Genomic DNA, 14,496 nt, shown 5'->3' with positions numbered 1-14,496 from the left:
AGAGGGACAACGCGCAGCGTCGGCGCAGCCAGGGTGAGGGTGCCGTGGCTGGCGCCAGCCCCCCAAACGACCGACGGCGCCCCCCCTCGCGAGAGACCGCCGCCGCACCGTCCGACCCTCCGAACACCGAGAACCGGACTACCCCTCCAGCGTCGCCCTCAGCGCCCCGTCCAGGAGGTCGAGGCCCGCGTCGAGGTCGGCCTGCCCGATGGTGAGGGCCGGGCGGAAGCGGACCGAGCGCGGGCCGCAGCCGAGCGCCATCAGGCCCGCGTCGTAGGCCGCGCTCAGCACGCCGTTGCGGACCTCCTTCGAGGGCAGGTCGAAGGCGCAGAACAGCCCGCGCCCGCGCGCATCGGCCACGCCCTCGTACGTGTCCTCCATCGCCCGGAGCCGCGCCATCAGGTGCGCGCCCTGCGTGTTCACGTTGTCGATCAGGTTTTCCGCCTCGATGACCTCCAGGATCCGGTCGAAGCGGACCATGTCGACCAGGTTGCCGCCCCACGTCGAGTTGATCCGGCTCGACTTCTCGAACACGTGGTCGTCCACCTCGTCGACGCGCGGGCCGGCCAGGATGCCGCAGACCTGGGTCTTCTTGCCGAAGGCGATGATGTCGGGCGTCACGCCGAGCCCCTGCCACGCCCAGAAGGCGCCCGTCAGGCCGACGCCCGTCTGGACCTCGTCGAAGATTAGGAGCGCGTCCTGCTCGTCGGCCAGCTCGCGGAGCTGCTGCAGGAACTCGGGCCGGAAGTGGTTGTCGCCGCCCTCGCCCTGGATCGGCTCCAGGATGATGGCCGCGATCTCGTCGGGGTGGTCCATGAAGGCCTGCTTCGCCTGGCGGATCGAGACCTCCTCGCGGAACGCCACGTCGCCGCCCCGGATCTTGGGGTTCGAGATGCGCGGCCAGTCGAACTTGGGGAAGCCGGCGACCTTGTTGGGGTCCGTGTTCGTCAGCGACATGGTGTAGCCGGTCCGCCCGTGGAACGCCTCGCGGAAGTGGAGGACCTTCGAGCCGCGCTCGCCGGAGTACCCCTTGGCCCGGTTTTTCCGCACCTTCCAGTCGAAGGCCACCTTGAGCGCGTTCTCGACGGCCAGCCCGCCGCCGGACACGAAGAAGGCGTGGGGCAGCTCGGCCGGGATCCCGACGCGCTCGAACGTCTCGACAAAGCGCGCGAAGTGCGGCGTGTAGACGTCCGAGTTGGCCACCTTGTTGATCGCCGTGTCCATCAGCCGCTCGCGGAAGCCGACGGCCTCGGGCGCGTCGCCCGCCAGCCCCGGGTGGTTCATCCCGAGCGGGTTGGAGGCGAAGAAGGTGAAGAAGTCGATGTAGTCCTTGCCCGTCCGCGCGTCGCGCAGCCGCGAGCCCTGGCTCTGCTCCATGTCGAGCACCATCGGGTACCCGTCGGTGAGCAGGTGGCGCCCCAGGATGCCGCGGACGGCGTCGGCGGACGGGAGGGCTTTGGTGGGGTCGGGCGCGATGATCTGCATGGACGTAGGTCGGTGTTCGTGGAGCGCGGGAGACGACGTGGGGCGTCTCCGGGCGGCAGGGCGTCAAGATAGAGGCGGGGGGGCCGGATCCTCGCCCTCCCGGCCCTCACAGCCTCTCGTGCCCTGCTCCCCCCGCTTCCGCTGCCATCGCTCCGCTCCGTGCTATGCCTGACGGCCCATCGTTGTCATCCTGAACGGACGTGAAGGATCTCAACGCGAGCGTTCCATGCCTTTGGGACCGGATGTCAGGATGGGAAGGCTCGCGTCGAGCTCCTTGGCTACGCCGACGCTACGCGTTCGCAAGCTCAGGATGATGGGCCTGGAAGGTGAGAGCTAGAACGTTGCCGCCCTGCCCACAAGTGAGGAGGCCCACCGAAGGTCGGCGTAGCCAGCCCGAGCGCCCTTGAGCGGAACCGTCAGGTCGGCGAAGCCCGCGATGGCAGAAGAGCGGCGGGAGCCCACCCGCAACCGTGCCCTGCGGGCGCCGTAGCCTCCGCCCCACCCCACCGCCGCCATGGACCCCGCCCACCGCTTCTCCACGCCCGAGATCGAGGAGGTCTTCGCGCGCGCCGCCGCCGCCCAGCAGGCCGACCACCAGACCGACCTCGGGCTCTCGGTCGAGGAGCTCCAGGCCGTCGGCGCCGAGGCCGGGCTCGACCCCGCCCACGTCGCCGCCGCCGCCCGCGCCGTGGCCTCCGGCCAGCCCGACGACAGGCGCGAGACGCTCGTCGGCGTCCCCGTCGGCGTCCGCCGCTCGGCCCCCCTCGACGCCCCGCCCTCCGACTTGCTGTGGGAGTCGATCGTCTCGGACCTCCAGGAGACGTTCAGCGCGCGCGGCAAGGTCGAGCGGATCGGCGCCTCGCGGATCTGGCGCAACGGCAACCTGCGCGCGACGCTCTCGCCCTCCGGCGACCACGCCCGCCTGCGGATCCAGTCGAACCGCCGGAAGGACTCGCAGAGCCTGCTCACGATCGCCGCCGTCAACGCCGTGCTGGCGGCCGTCTTCACGCTCAACGTGTTCGGGCCCGAGGCCGACGCGGCCGTCTTCCTGGCCCTCACCTCCGTGTTCGCGCTCGTCTTCGTGATCGGCCGCCAGCTGGTGTGGTCGTCCGCGCGCGAGCGCCAGATGGAGGCGGTCGCCGCGCGCGCCCAGCGCACCGCCCGGGCGACGGCCGCCGAGCCGCTCGCGACACGGGCCCCCGTGCTCGACCTGATGGACCTCGACGAGGTCGACGACGACCGGGAGTCCACTCGCTCGCGCCGCCGCACGCGGTGAGCGGGGCCTCCAGATGGTCGGCGCCAGCAGGTAGGGTTGCGCCAGCAACTCGACCACCCCCTGTCCCCCTCCTTATCTAAGGAGGGGGGACTTCGCGAGCAGCGTCGAGGTCGGCGAGAAGCGCGACGCCGCGATGGAAGAAGCCCCCCTCGGATGAGGGGGGCGGCCGGCAGGCGGGGGGTCGGGGCTCGCGCCAGCCGGCCAGCTCATGCCAGCGAAGGGCCCTTGCCCCCGCTCCACACGAACGGCACACGGCGGGCCGTACTTTCGGGGTACGGTCTCGGCGCGACGCCGCGTCGGCCTTTCCCCCCGCCTCCGCCCGCATGGACACGCCCACCAAGGCCCCCCTCCGCCCCGGACAGGTCGCCCTCAAGAAAGCCGCCGTCGGCACCGACTTTGCGGTCGAGTCCGAAGGCGACGGCTTCGCCCTCGAACTGCCCGTCGTCCAGAAGCCCCAGGTCGCGAATCGCCCCGGCGGCCGGCCGAAGTGGCTCCGGGCCAAGCTCCCCTACGGCGAGACCTTCCGCGACGTCCAGAAGACCATCGAGGAGTTCGACCTGCACACGGTCTGCTCGTCGGCGCGGTGCCCCAACATGGGCGAGTGCTGGAGCGCGGGCACGGCCACGTTCATGATCCTGGGCAACGTCTGCACGCGGGGCTGCTCGTTCTGCGCCGTGCTCACGGGCCGCCCCGAGCAGCGCGAGCTCGACATGGACGAGCCCCGCCGCGTCGCCGAGGCCGCGCGCCTGATGGGCTTACAGCACGTCGTGGTCACCTCCATCAACCGCGACGACCGCGAGGACGGCGGCGCCCCGGTCTTTGCCGAGACGATCCGGCTCGTCCACGCCCAGGACCAGACCATCGAGGTGTTGATTCCCGACATGCGCGGCGTCCGGAGCGCGCTCGAGACCGTCTTCGACGCGCGCCCCGAGGTGCTCAACCACAACGTCGAGACCGTCCCGCGCCTGTACCGCCGCGTCCGCCCCCAGGCCGACTACCAGCGCTCGCTCGACGTGCTCCAGCTGGCGAAGACCGAGTACGACCTGCGCACCAAGTCCGGCATCATGGTCGGGCTCGGCGAGACCAAGGACGAGGTCGTGTCGCTCATGGCCGACTTCGCCGCGCACGGCATCGACGTGATGACGATCGGGCAGTACCTCCAGCCGACGCGCCACCACCTCCCCGTCGAGGAGTTCGTCCACCCCGACACGTTCGCGTGGTACAAGGAGCAGGGCGAGGCGCTCGGGATCGAGCACGTCGAGAGCGGCCCGCTCGTGCGGAGCTCGTATCACGCCGAACGACATGTTTAGCGGGGACCGGGGCCTGGGGACCGGGGACCGGGGAGCGCGAGCCCTCCGGTCGGCCGGCCTGCTGGCGGCGCTCTTGACCGGCTCGGGCTGCTCGACGGTCCTCGACGCCGCCGCGGGCGTGTTCGGCCCCGGCGAGATCGGCGGGGCGGTCGACGCCCACGTGGTCTACCGGCTCCGGCCCGACTGCCCGACCCTGCTGGCGCGCACGATGGACCACGGCTACACGGTCCTGCGCCCGCTCGACGCCGCCACGGCCGGGATCCCCGAGGTGCCCGGGTTCGAGGGCGGCGCGATTGAGGAGAGCGGCGTGTTCGAGGGGCCGGTCCGCACCGGCGAGGTCGTCTTCCGCTACGTCCCGCCCGCGGCGTCCCAGACCTGGGCGACCGGCCCCGTCGACGTGGTCGCCGACGTCGACGCCGTCGAGCTGGATCTGCCGACGGCGCACCGGCGCATGCTCCAGGTCTGCGGCCCGCTCCCCGCCGACACCCTGCTCGTCCCCGACCCGACCATCCCCCGCGTCCCGGCCCGATGACCCCGCGCTACGACCCCGCCGACCCGACCGCCTACGTCCGCCACGTCCGCAGCCTGGTCGGCGACCACGACCCCCTGGAGCTGCTGGCGCACGCCCCTGAGCGCGTGGCGCGCGCCGTCGCCGGGCTCTCCGAGGACGCCGCCCGCGAGGTACCGGGGCCCGGCGCGTGGTCCGTCTTGCAGATCGTCCGCCACCTTGCCGACTCCGAGATCGTCTACGGCTACCGAATCCGGCTGATCGCCGCGGCCGACCGCCCCCCGATCCCCGGCTATGACCAGGACGCCTGGGCCGACGCGCTCGCGTACCACCGGGGCGCCGTCGCCGACGCCCTCCTCGACTACGCCGACGCCCGCCGCGTCACACTCGCGCTCCTGCGCGCGCTGCCCGCCGACGCCTGGGACCGGGTCGGCCTCCACTCCGAGCGCGGCGAGGAGTCCGTCCGCGACATCGCGACGCTGCTGGCGGGGCACGACCTCAACCACGAGGGCCAGATCGCGCGGACGCGCGCCGTCGTCAGCGCCTAGTTCGCCGCGACCTCGAGGGGGGCGTACGCCACGACGCGGTACGAGACCTCCTCGTCGGCGATCTCGAACACGTCGTCGACCGAGAGCGAGACGAGCAGCGGCGGCGTCCCCGGCCGGACGCGCGCGAGCGCGTAGTCGGCGTCGGCGTAGGCCTGGACCGCCTGGTCGTAGAGGCCGAGGACCGTGAGCGCTCGGGGCCCCGGGTCCTCGGGCGCGGCCTCGCCGTTGATCCGGACCTCCGCGATCTCGCCCCCGATCACGCGGACGTCGGTGACGAGCGGGGCGCAAAAGCAGATCGTCTCGTAGCGGAGCCAGTACCCGTCGGGCCGGCTCGCGACCCACTCGGCACGAAGGTCCGCGAGCGCCGCGGCGTCGGCCACCTCCACGCCCACGGCGGCGTCGATCTCGGACCCGGGGAACGGCCAGTCGTCGCCGGTCGAGTCGCACGCGGCAAGCGTCAGGGCGAGAGCGGCAGCGAGGAGCGGGATCCGAGACATGGCCGTCGGTGGTGGGGCGGCGCGAACCTAGCGGCTCGCGCCGAGCCCGTCCGGGTCTCCAGCCCGAGTGGTCGCCAGCGCCGCCCGAGCGGCCTAGGCGCCGCGCTTGACGGCCGTGCCCATGTAGCCGACCGCGAGCGTGCCCGTCGTCGTGAACGCGAACCCGGGGTCGAGGCGGCGCCGCAGGACGGACCGCAGGAACGGGCCGTCGAGCCGGGGCCGCACGCCCGTCAGGTGCGTCACGTCGAGCCCGGCCGTGCCGGCCATCGCTTCAAGGTCCGAGGGCGGCAGGAACAGGCGCCAGACGTGGATGTGGTCGGGCGCCTCGCGGACCACGAACCGGAACCCGTGGACGGCGACCAGCCACGCCAGCGGCGTCTGGTTGAACGTGTTGAACAGGACGACCCCGCCCGGCCGCACCACGCGGCCGGCCTCGGCGATCACCGCCGCCGGGTCCTCGACGTGCTCCAGCATGTCGAACAGCAACACGGCGTCGACGCTCGCGTCGGGCGCGTCGAGCGATGTCGCGTCGCCGTGCTGGAACGTGGCGTGGGCGCCCTCCGGGACCCGCTTGCGGGCTTGGGCGAGGGACCCCTCCGACAGGTCGACGCCGTCGACGCGGTACCCCGCCTCCGCCAGCGGGAGGGCGATCAGGCCGCCGCCACAGGCGACGTCGAGCACGCGCGCGCCGGGCCCGAGGCCGTGCTGGGCGAACACGTCGTGCGTGTACGCCAGCTTGAGCCGGCCCTCCGCCCGGAGCAGCGCGATGGCGTGGTCGTCGCCCTCGAACCACGTGTCGCCGAGGTCGTCGTAGAAGCGGTTGTTGATCTGGGGCATCGGCGTGAGCGGGGGCGCCGGCCACGGGGAGGGCCTGCGGCGCAAGCGGTCTCCAGCCCTCCCCTGTCCGCGTCTAGAGCTTGCGCATCAGGTTGGCGACGACGGTCAGGCCCGGCCCGAAGGCGATCGAGCAGACGGTCGCCCCGGCCGGCGTCTCGTCGTCGTTCGCGATCCGGTCCCAGATGTGGGGCAGCGTCGTCGACGACATGTTGCCGCGCTCGCGGAGCACGTCGTGGCTGTGCCGGGCGCGGACCGCGTCGTCCACGCCGAGCGCGGCGGCCGTGCTCTCGATCACGCGCGGGCCGCCGGGGTGGATGGCCCACACGTCGACGTCGGCGACCGCCAGCCCGTGCTGGGTGAGGAACCCCTCGACGACGGCCGCGACGTTGCTGCGGATGTGGTTCGGCACGTCGCGGCTCAGCGTCATCCGGAAGCCGTCCGAGGCCGGCCGCCACGTCATCTCGCCAAGCGTGTCGGGGATGATGGCCTCGAGGTGGTCGAGGAGCGCGAACTCGGCGCCGTCGGGCGACGAGGTCACGTCGATGCGAATCGCACCATCCGCGAACAGGCACTGCTGGACGATCTGCTCGGGGTCGGTCGTCGCCGGGTAGTGGTGCAACGTGCAGAACTCGACGTCGACGATGACCGCATTCGCCTGGCCGTCGGGCTGGCGGGCGGCCTCGGCCGTCACCACGTCCGCAGCGGTCGCGAGGGCCGGGAGCGCGGCGTAGCAGCCCATGTGGCCGACGGTCAGCACGCGGACCTGCTCGGACCACCCGCGGTCGGCGAGCGCGCGCTGGACAGCGCTGGGGCTGTCGTAGCCCGTGCACGACACTTGGAAGGCGATGTCGGGCGGCGTCTCGTCGTCGGCGAAAGCGTCCCGGGCCACGGCCTCGGCGGTCTCGCAGTAGAGCGCCATCCGGCGGTCGAGCGGGGCCTGGTACCACGGCGCGGGGAGCCCGTCCTCGCCCGTCGCCGGGCGGTGGAGTTCCATCGCGTCCCAGTCGCGGTGGAGGTAATCCCGGATGGCGGACCGCCGCGCCTCAATGCTCGACCGCCGCGACACGATGTCGTAGTACCGCGAGGCGCGGTGGGCATCGATGGAGTCGTCGGTCTCGGCCGCGCGCTCGAGCGCGGCCTTCATCCACTCCACCCCGCCTTTCTGGTCGAGCTGGTGGCCGAAGTCGAGGGGCCGGCAGGCGAGGTAGGCACGAGGCGTCATGGAATCGATGGAATTGGTTTGCAAGATGCCACCGGCCGGCCGCTCGCGCCCACGCTTCGCGCTCTATCCGCAGGGCCCTGACTCACCCCCCACAGGGACGCCGGAGAGGCCGGTGGAGCCCGTCGCTAGTTGACGCCGACGTACTTGAGCTTGGCCGCGCCGGCCGCCAGGTCGAGCCGCTGCTCGAACCGGGCCGAGTCGCCCGCGGCCACGTTCCGGACCTGGACGAGCACGTCCTCCATCGGCCGGTTGTCGGCGTCGTAGAGCGTCACGAACACGTCCGCCGAGGCGATCCGCGCGTCGCCGCTGTTGACGAGCACGCCCGTCAGCGTCGGGTACGCGGTCCCCTTGCGTTGCAGGCGGAGGTCGGTCACGTCGGCCTGAGGCGCGCCCGGCCCGCCGCAGGCGGAGATGAGGAGGGCGAGGGCGAGGAGGAAGGCGCGCGTCACGGGCAGAGTCGGGGGGCGGCCCCTAAACAACGGCGCGGGGCGTCCGCATTGCCTGACGGGCGCCTGAAGAATGGGCGAGGGCCGCTAGCGGCCGGCCGCCTTGAGGTCGGAGACGCCGTATCCGATCTCCTCGTCGGCCATCATCGAGCTGTAGTCGATGTTGATCGCCGTCGGGTACCCGAGGTCGGGGTCGAACGAGACCTCGACGACCTCGGCCTCCCGGTCGTAGGCGTCTTCGAGCAGCTCGAACAGGTCCTCGACCGACATCCCGCGCTCGGCCGGGACCGTCGCGCCGTCGAGCCGGACCGACGCCACCTCGCCGTCGCGGACGGTCACGGCGAACGGGCCCGTGTAGTCGGGCGTCGGGCAGAAGCACATCCGCCGGAGCGTCATCGTGTACGCGCCGAGGTCGGCGGCCTCCCACTTCGCCATGGCCGCGTCGAGGTCGGGCGCGCGGACGGCGGCGGGGCCACCCGGCAGCACCGGCGGCTCGATGGGGGTGGTCTCGGCGGGCGCCGGGCAGCCCGCGAGCGGGACGAGGACGGCGGCGATCAGGGCGAGGCGGAGCATGGCGGCGGGTGAGGAGACGGGCGGCCGGACAACGTAGCGCCGCCCCGGTTTCGCGCCGGGGCGGCGGTGGCCGCTAGCCCAGCTCGGCCAAGCTGGCCTCGAGCGCCGCGATCTCGGCCGAGGCGTCGGCCGCCTTCTGGCGCTCCTTGGCCACGACGGCTTGGGGCGCGCGGCTCGTGAACGCCTCGTTGCGCAGCTTGCGCTCGACGCCACCCAGAAAGCCGCGCTTGCCCTCGATCTCACGGCGGAGCCGGGCGCGCTCCACGTCGAGGTCGATCATCCCTTCGAGCGGCACGTAGACCGTGTGCGCGCCCACGACGACGGCCGCGCTCGCGGCCGGCGCCTCCAGGTCGGCCCCGATCACCAGGTCGGAGAGCCCCGCCAGCCGCTCGACGTACTCGCGCGCCCCGTCGAGCGCTTGGGCCGTCGCCGCGTCCCCGATTCGGCACACGGCGCGGACGGCTTGCGACGGCGGCACGTTGTACTGGGCGCGGACCTGCCGGATGGCGGTCACCACGTCCTGCACGGTCGCGAACGTCGCGGCGGCCTGGGCGTCGGTCTCGTCGGCCGCCGGCGCGGGCCAGTCGGCCGCGATGAGGGCGTCGCCAGCTTGGCGGGGCCGCAGCGTCCACCACAGCTCCTCGGTCACGAACGGCATGAAGGGGTGGAGCAGCTGGAGGATCTGCTCGAACACCTCGACCGACAGCGCCAGCGTCTCGCGGTCGGGCGTCTCGCCGTGCGGCGCCTTCGAGACCTCGAGGTACCAGTCGCAGAAGTCGCGCCAGACAAAGTCGTACGCGAGCTGGGCGGCCTCGGAGATCCGGTACTTGTCGAGCGCCTCGGTGACGTCCCGGACCGTTTCCTCAAGCCGCGTCAGCAGCCAGCGCTCCGAGAGGTCGAGGTCGGCGAAGGCCCGCTCGCGGCGCAGATCCTCGGTCGGGCGACCGGCGTCGTCGCGCTCCACAAAGCGGCCGAACACGCGGCTCGCGTTCCAGAGCTTGTTGGCGAAGTTGCGCCCGCCCTCGAAGGCCGCCGGGTCCAGCTTGATGTCCTGCCCCTGCGCGCACAGCTTCGCCAGCGTGTAGCGGACGGCGTCGGCGCCGTACGTCTCGATCATGTCGAGCGGGTCGATCCCGTTGCCCAGCGACTTCGACATCCAGCGCCCCTGCTTGTCCTTGATCATCCCCGTGATGAACACGTCCGTGAAGGGCGCCTGGCCGGTAAAGTGCGTCCCGGCCATGATCATCCGGGCAATCCAGAAGAACAGGATGTCGTAGCCGGAGACAAGCACCGACCCGGGGTAGAACGCCTTGAGCGCGGCGGTCTCGGACGGCCAGCCAAGCGTGGCGAAGGGCCAGAGCCACGACGAGAACCACGTGTCGAGCACGTCCTCGTCCTGCTCGTAGCCGGGTCCGGGCGAGTCGACCGACACCACGAACGCCTCCTCGTCGCGCACGCCGTCGGCGTCGACGGGGTACCACACGGGGATGCGGTGGCCCCACCACAGTTGGCGCGAGATCGGCCAGTCGCGGATGTCGTCGAGCCAGCGGCGGTACTCGTTCGCCCACCGGCTCGGATGGAACGTGACCGTCCCGTCCTCGACGACCGCGAGCGCCTTGTCCGCGAGCGGCTGCATGGAGACGTACCACTGCGGCGACAGCAGCGGCTCGATGACGGCCTTCGAGCGCGACGAGATCGGCGTCGTGACGGTGTAGTCCTCCGTCTTGATGAGCTGACCGGCGGCGTCGAGGTCGGCGACGATCTGCGTCTTGGCCTGCTTGCGGTCAAGCCCCGCATACGGCCCGGCCTCGTCGTTGAGCGTGCCGTCCAAGTTCATGATCGACAGCGTCGGCAGGTCGTGGCGCTTGCCGATCTCCCAGTCGACCTCGCTGTGCCCGGGCGTCACCTTGAGCGCGCCCGCGCCGAAGTCCATTTTGATGCTGTCGTCAGCGATGACGGGGACGGTCCGGTCCGTCGTGGGGACGCGGACGCGCTGGCCGATCAGGTCGGTAAAGCGAGGGTCCTCGGGGTGGACGGCGACGGCCGTGTCGGCCGGGATCGTCTCGGGCCGCGTCGTCGCGATGTCGATGTACCCGCCCGTCGGCGCGCCGGCCTCGTCCACGACCGGGTAGCGGACGGTCCACAAATGGCCGGGCCGCTCGACGTTGTCGACCTCCTCGTTCGAGATCACCGTCTGGTTGTCGGGGTCCCAGTTGACGAGGTACTCGCCGCGGTAGACGAGGCCCTGCTCGTGCAGCGTCACGAACACCTCCTGGACGGCGCGGCTCAGCCCGTCGTCCATCGTGAACCGCTCGTAGCGCCAGTCGCACGAGTCGCCGAGGCGGCGCTTCTGCTGCAGGATGATGTCGCCGTACTGCTCCTTCCAGGCCCAGACGTGCTCCAGGAAGGCCTCCCGGCCGATCGCCTTGCGATCGACGCCGTCCTTTTTGAGCTGGCGCTCGACGACGTTCTGCGTCGCGATGCCCGCGTGGTCCATGCCGGGGATCCAGAGCGCCTCGAACCCCTGCATCCGCTTGTAGCGGATCAGCAGATCCTGGACCGTGTCCTGCAAGCCGTGGCCCATGTGGAGCCGCCCAGTCACGTTCGGGGGCGGCATCGGGATCACGAACGGCGTCTTGCCGCCCTCGGTGACGGCGTCAGGGTCGGCGTGGAAAAAGCCGCCGGTCTCCCAGTACCGGTACCACGCCTGCTCGACGGCCTCGGGCTCGTAGGGGCCGTCTTGGGGGGCCGGGGCAGGGGTGTCGGGCGTCGCGGGCGTGGCGTGGCGGTCGCGGGGGATCTCGATCATCGTCGGCGGCCGGGGGCGATCCCGGCGGAGGGAGTCGACGAAGCTAGCGAGGCGGGCGGGGAGGGCCGGTGAAGCCCAGGGCGCCGGACGGTCCCTCTCCCCCGCCCTGCTGGCGGCGGGTCTCCATCCCCCGCATCGCCGCCGCTAGCGGACGACGACCACGGACCGCGTAAACCGGGCCTCGCCCGCGCCGACCACGACCACGTAGACGCCGGCGGGGAGCGCATCGAGGCCGAGCCGCAGGGTGTGGCGCCCGGCGCGATGCACGCCCGCCGGGGCGTGCAGCACGCGCCGGCCGAGCGCGTCGTACACCGCGACGCCGACGTCGCCCGGCGCCGCGAGCGCGAGCCGGACCGTCACGGCCCCACGCGCCGGGTTCGGGCCGACGCCCTCGAGCGCCGTCTCGTCGGGCGCGGGCTCGTCGGCGACCGGGTTGGCCGAGATCTCGACGGCGTAGTCCTCGACCTCGCCCTCGGTCACGAACGGCACGGCCGTCGCGTCGACCGGCCCGCCGGCCGTAAATGGGAACGGCACGCGGCTGACCCGGAACCGCGCCCACGTCGGGCCCGGCGTCGCCCCGAGCGGGACGGCGACCGTCACGTCGTGCGTGCCGGCCGCGAGCGCCGTCCCGCTGAGGACGGCCTCGCCGGCGTCGTCGAAGTCGCCGTCGGCGTTGAAGTCGACGAACCCGTAGAGCGCGCCCGGGGCGTCGCCCGAGACGACGACCGAGACGGTCGCGTCGCCGCCACGGCCGAGGACGGCCGGGAGCGTCACGCCGTCGTCGTCGTCGGCCGCGAGCGCGTCGGGCTCGTCGGAGGCCGCCGTCCCGAGCCGGACCGGCCCGACCGCGTGGCTCGGGCCGCCGTCGGCGGCGGCCGAGGGGTACGGCGCCGGGGCGTCGCCCCAGTCCATCGGCGCGAACGTGGCCATCAGGTAGTCCTCGACCTCGCCGTCGGGCGCGACGCCCGTCGGCTGGAGCGCGCCGTTGCGGCTGAACCGGAACCGGGCGTGGTAGAAGCCGGGCGGGGCCGTCGCCGGGGCCGTCACGTCGAGCGTGGGCGGCGGCGTCGACGGGCCGATCCGCTCGTTCGCGAAGACGTGCTCGCCGGGGTCGTCCCAGTCGCCGTCGCGGTTCCAGTCGAACCACCCGTCCAAGCCGCCGTCGACATTCGGGAAGATGGTCAGCGTGCCCGTCGTCCCGGCGACGAGCCCGTAGCGCGTGAGCGGGTTCGGGGCCGACGGCTCGGCCGTGCCGACGGGGAGCTGAATCGTGAACGGGACGAACCCGTCGCCGAAGGCGATGCCGTCCTCGTCGTCGCGCGGGCCGTCGTTCTGGTTGTCGTCGGGGTGGTTGTCGTCGCCCGTCGCCGTGTTCGAGGCGAGCCCGACCTCGGCGCCGAGCGCCACGTTGAGGTCGGTCTCGGCGTCGACGCGCTCGCCGATCCGGACCAGGTCGTTGGTCAGGTGGCGGGCCCCGTCGATCGAGATCCGGACGGGGTAGCCGAACGGCATCCCGGGGATGATCTCGAGGGGGTCCTGGTTGGCGTCGCCGAGGTCGAGCCCGAGCGTGAGGTGGTCCTCGACCTCGCCGTCGGCGACGAGCCCGGCCGGGCCGACGCCGCCGGGCACGTCGTGGACGCGCAACCGCAACATCCCGCCGCGCGTGGCGCCGGTCGGAATCGTGAACGTGAACGTGGTCTGGCCGAACCCGAGCGCGCCGGCCGTCACGATCTGGTTGTCGGGCTGGTTGAACGTCCCGTCGTCGTCGTGGTCGAGCCACGCGTCGAGCGTCCCGCCGAAGGGCGCCTCGACGGTCAGCTCGCCCGCGTTCCCGGCCCCGAACGTGATGCCGACGAGCCCGTCCTCGTCGTCGACCTGGTCGGGCGGGATGAAAAGGTCGTCGCCCGACGCGTCGATCGTCGGGACGCCGTCGTCGTTGGGGTCGACCTGGACGCCCAGGATCGGCGGGAAGAAGCCCATCAGGAAGTGCGCCGGGCCGCCCACGGCCGCGGTCGTGAGGTAGGTGTCGGGCGCGTCGCCCCAGTCGGTGTCGGGCGCGACGTCGGGGCGGTTGAAAAAGTCGAGCGCGCCGACGGGCTGGTCGGCCACCTGGATCTCGTGGACGCCGCCGGCCGGCACGGCCGTCCACCCCGACGGCAGGGCCTCGGCGACCGTGTACGTGCCGGGCGCGGGGAGCGGGAACGCGTAGATCCCCCGCTCGGCGAGCGGGTCGATGGCCCCGTCGCCGTCGAGGTCGAGCGGCCCGGTCACCGTCGAGGCGACCGTCGAGCCGTCGCCCGCGAGCAGGTCGATCGGCCACCCGTCGACGGGCCCCTCGCCGTCGTCGCGGGCGCCGTCGCCGTCGGGGTCGTACCACTTCTGGCCGGAGATCTGGGGAGCCGACTCGACCTCGACGACCGTCGTGGCGACGTTGTTGGTCCCGTCGGGGTCGAACTCAAACTGCGTCAGCTGCCAGTCTAGCCGGACCGACCCGATGGCCTGGCCCGTGAGCGTGAGCGTGAACGGGCGGACCTCGTTGGCCGCCACGTTCCCCACGATCAGGCGGATGAAGCAGGCGTCGCCGGCGCCCGTCGCGCCCCGCTGGCAGGTGGTACTCCACATGGTCGCGTCGCCGGACTCGAACCCGTCGACGAAGATGGGATTCACGTCGATCAGCTCGAGGGGCACGACCTCGATCTCAATCTCGACCTCGGTGATGTCGAACGGCCCGCCGCTCAGGGTGCTCGTGTTGTCGATCTCCCCCGTGATCTCGACCTGATCCCCGAACAGGATTCGGACCTGGCCGGGGACCCCGTCGAGCGCGGAGTTGGAGCGGGCGGCGGTGAGGGTCACCCGGGGCTCGTCGGGCCCGGCAGGCGGGGCGTCGGGGACGACAGGGGGCGCGGCGAGGGCGAGGGCTGCGAGGAGGGCCAGCATGAATCTGGGGGGCAGAACATCTTTATAGTAAAGAACTTAAGCTCCCCA

Annotated in this window: 12 protein-coding genes; 4 read left to right on the top strand and 8 right to left on the bottom strand. The window is 72.5% G+C overall.

What is annotated here, in order from left to right; all coding sequences use genetic code 11:
• Positions 1 to 138: 138 nt before the first annotated feature.
• The gene (gene lat, locus ACLIRP_RS02435; RefSeq protein WP_412062367.1) at positions 139 to 1,485 is read right to left on the bottom strand and encodes an L-lysine 6-transaminase; all 1,347 of its coding nucleotides are present in this window, start codon (positions 1,483 to 1,485) and stop codon (positions 139 to 141) included.
• A gap of 514 nt (positions 1,486 to 1,999) precedes the next feature.
• Here lat and ACLIRP_RS02430 point away from each other — a divergent pair.
• The 4 genes from ACLIRP_RS02430 (at position 2,000) to ACLIRP_RS02415 (ending at position 5,127) form a co-directional block, all read left to right on the top strand.
• Positions 2,000 to 2,761, top strand: coding sequence for a hypothetical protein (locus ACLIRP_RS02430; protein WP_412062366.1), 762 nt, complete (start codon positions 2,000 to 2,002; stop codon positions 2,759 to 2,761).
• A gap of 323 nt (positions 2,762 to 3,084) precedes the next feature.
• Positions 3,085 to 4,071, top strand: coding sequence for a lipoyl synthase (lipA, locus tag ACLIRP_RS02425; protein ID WP_412062365.1), 987 nt, complete (start codon positions 3,085 to 3,087; stop codon positions 4,069 to 4,071).
• A complete protein-coding gene (locus ACLIRP_RS02420; protein ID WP_412062364.1) occupies positions 4,064 to 4,603 on the top strand; it encodes a hypothetical protein in 540 nt (179 codons plus the stop codon). The genes lipA and ACLIRP_RS02420 overlap by 8 nt, the downstream gene beginning before the upstream one ends.
• On the top strand, positions 4,600 to 5,127 hold the full coding sequence (locus tag ACLIRP_RS02415; RefSeq protein WP_412062363.1) for a DinB family protein: 528 nt from the start codon (positions 4,600 to 4,602) through the stop codon (positions 5,125 to 5,127). Before ACLIRP_RS02420 ends, ACLIRP_RS02415 begins: the two co-directional genes overlap by 4 nt.
• On the opposite strand, the gene ACLIRP_RS02410 is transcribed toward ACLIRP_RS02415, so the two are convergent.
• The 7 genes from ACLIRP_RS02410 to ACLIRP_RS02380 all read right to left on the bottom strand — a co-directional run bounded on the left by ACLIRP_RS02410 (position 5,124) and on the right by ACLIRP_RS02380 (position 14,448).
• Positions 5,124 to 5,624 carry a DUF6174 domain-containing protein gene (locus ACLIRP_RS02410; RefSeq protein WP_412062362.1) on the bottom strand — a complete coding sequence of 167 codons (501 nt, stop codon included), beginning with the start codon at positions 5,622 to 5,624 and terminating at the stop codon, positions 5,124 to 5,126. The two genes, ACLIRP_RS02415 and ACLIRP_RS02410, sit on opposite strands and share 4 nt — an antisense overlap.
• Positions 5,625 to 5,717: 93 nt before the next feature.
• Entirely contained in the window at positions 5,718 to 6,461 is a 744-nt protein-coding gene (ubiG, locus tag ACLIRP_RS02405; protein WP_412062361.1) for a bifunctional 2-polyprenyl-6-hydroxyphenol methylase/3-demethylubiquinol 3-O-methyltransferase UbiG, read from the bottom strand.
• Positions 6,462 to 6,534: 73 nt separating this feature from the next.
• Positions 6,535 to 7,683, bottom strand: a complete 1,149-nt coding sequence (locus tag ACLIRP_RS02400; protein WP_412062360.1) for a 3-oxoacyl-[acyl-carrier-protein] synthase III C-terminal domain-containing protein — start codon at positions 7,681 to 7,683, stop codon at positions 6,535 to 6,537.
• A gap of 125 nt (positions 7,684 to 7,808) precedes the next feature.
• Entirely contained in the window at positions 7,809 to 8,132 is a 324-nt protein-coding gene (locus ACLIRP_RS02395) for an FxLYD domain-containing protein (protein ID WP_412062359.1), read from the bottom strand.
• An 84-nt stretch (positions 8,133 to 8,216) separates the two neighbouring features.
• Positions 8,217 to 8,702: a DUF6174 domain-containing protein gene (locus tag ACLIRP_RS02390; protein WP_412062358.1), complete on the bottom strand. Its 486-nt coding sequence runs from the start codon at positions 8,700 to 8,702 to the stop codon at positions 8,217 to 8,219.
• Positions 8,703 to 8,775: 73 nt separating this feature from the next.
• Entirely contained in the window at positions 8,776 to 11,511 is a 2,736-nt protein-coding gene (locus ACLIRP_RS02385; protein WP_412062357.1) for a valine--tRNA ligase, read from the bottom strand.
• Between the two features lie 144 nt (positions 11,512 to 11,655).
• Complete coding sequence (locus ACLIRP_RS02380; RefSeq protein ID WP_412062356.1) at positions 11,656 to 14,448, bottom strand: GEVED domain-containing protein; 2,793 nt, start codon at positions 14,446 to 14,448, stop codon at positions 11,656 to 11,658.
• Positions 14,449 to 14,496: the final 48 nt, after the last annotated feature.

This window comes from Rubrivirga halophila, from assembly GCF_046845755.1.
Lineage (GTDB): Bacteria > Bacteroidota > Rhodothermia > Rhodothermales > Rubricoccaceae > Rubrivirga.
The sequence above is the reverse complement of the archived record's forward strand: the minus strand, read 5'-3'. Positions and strand labels throughout refer to the sequence as shown.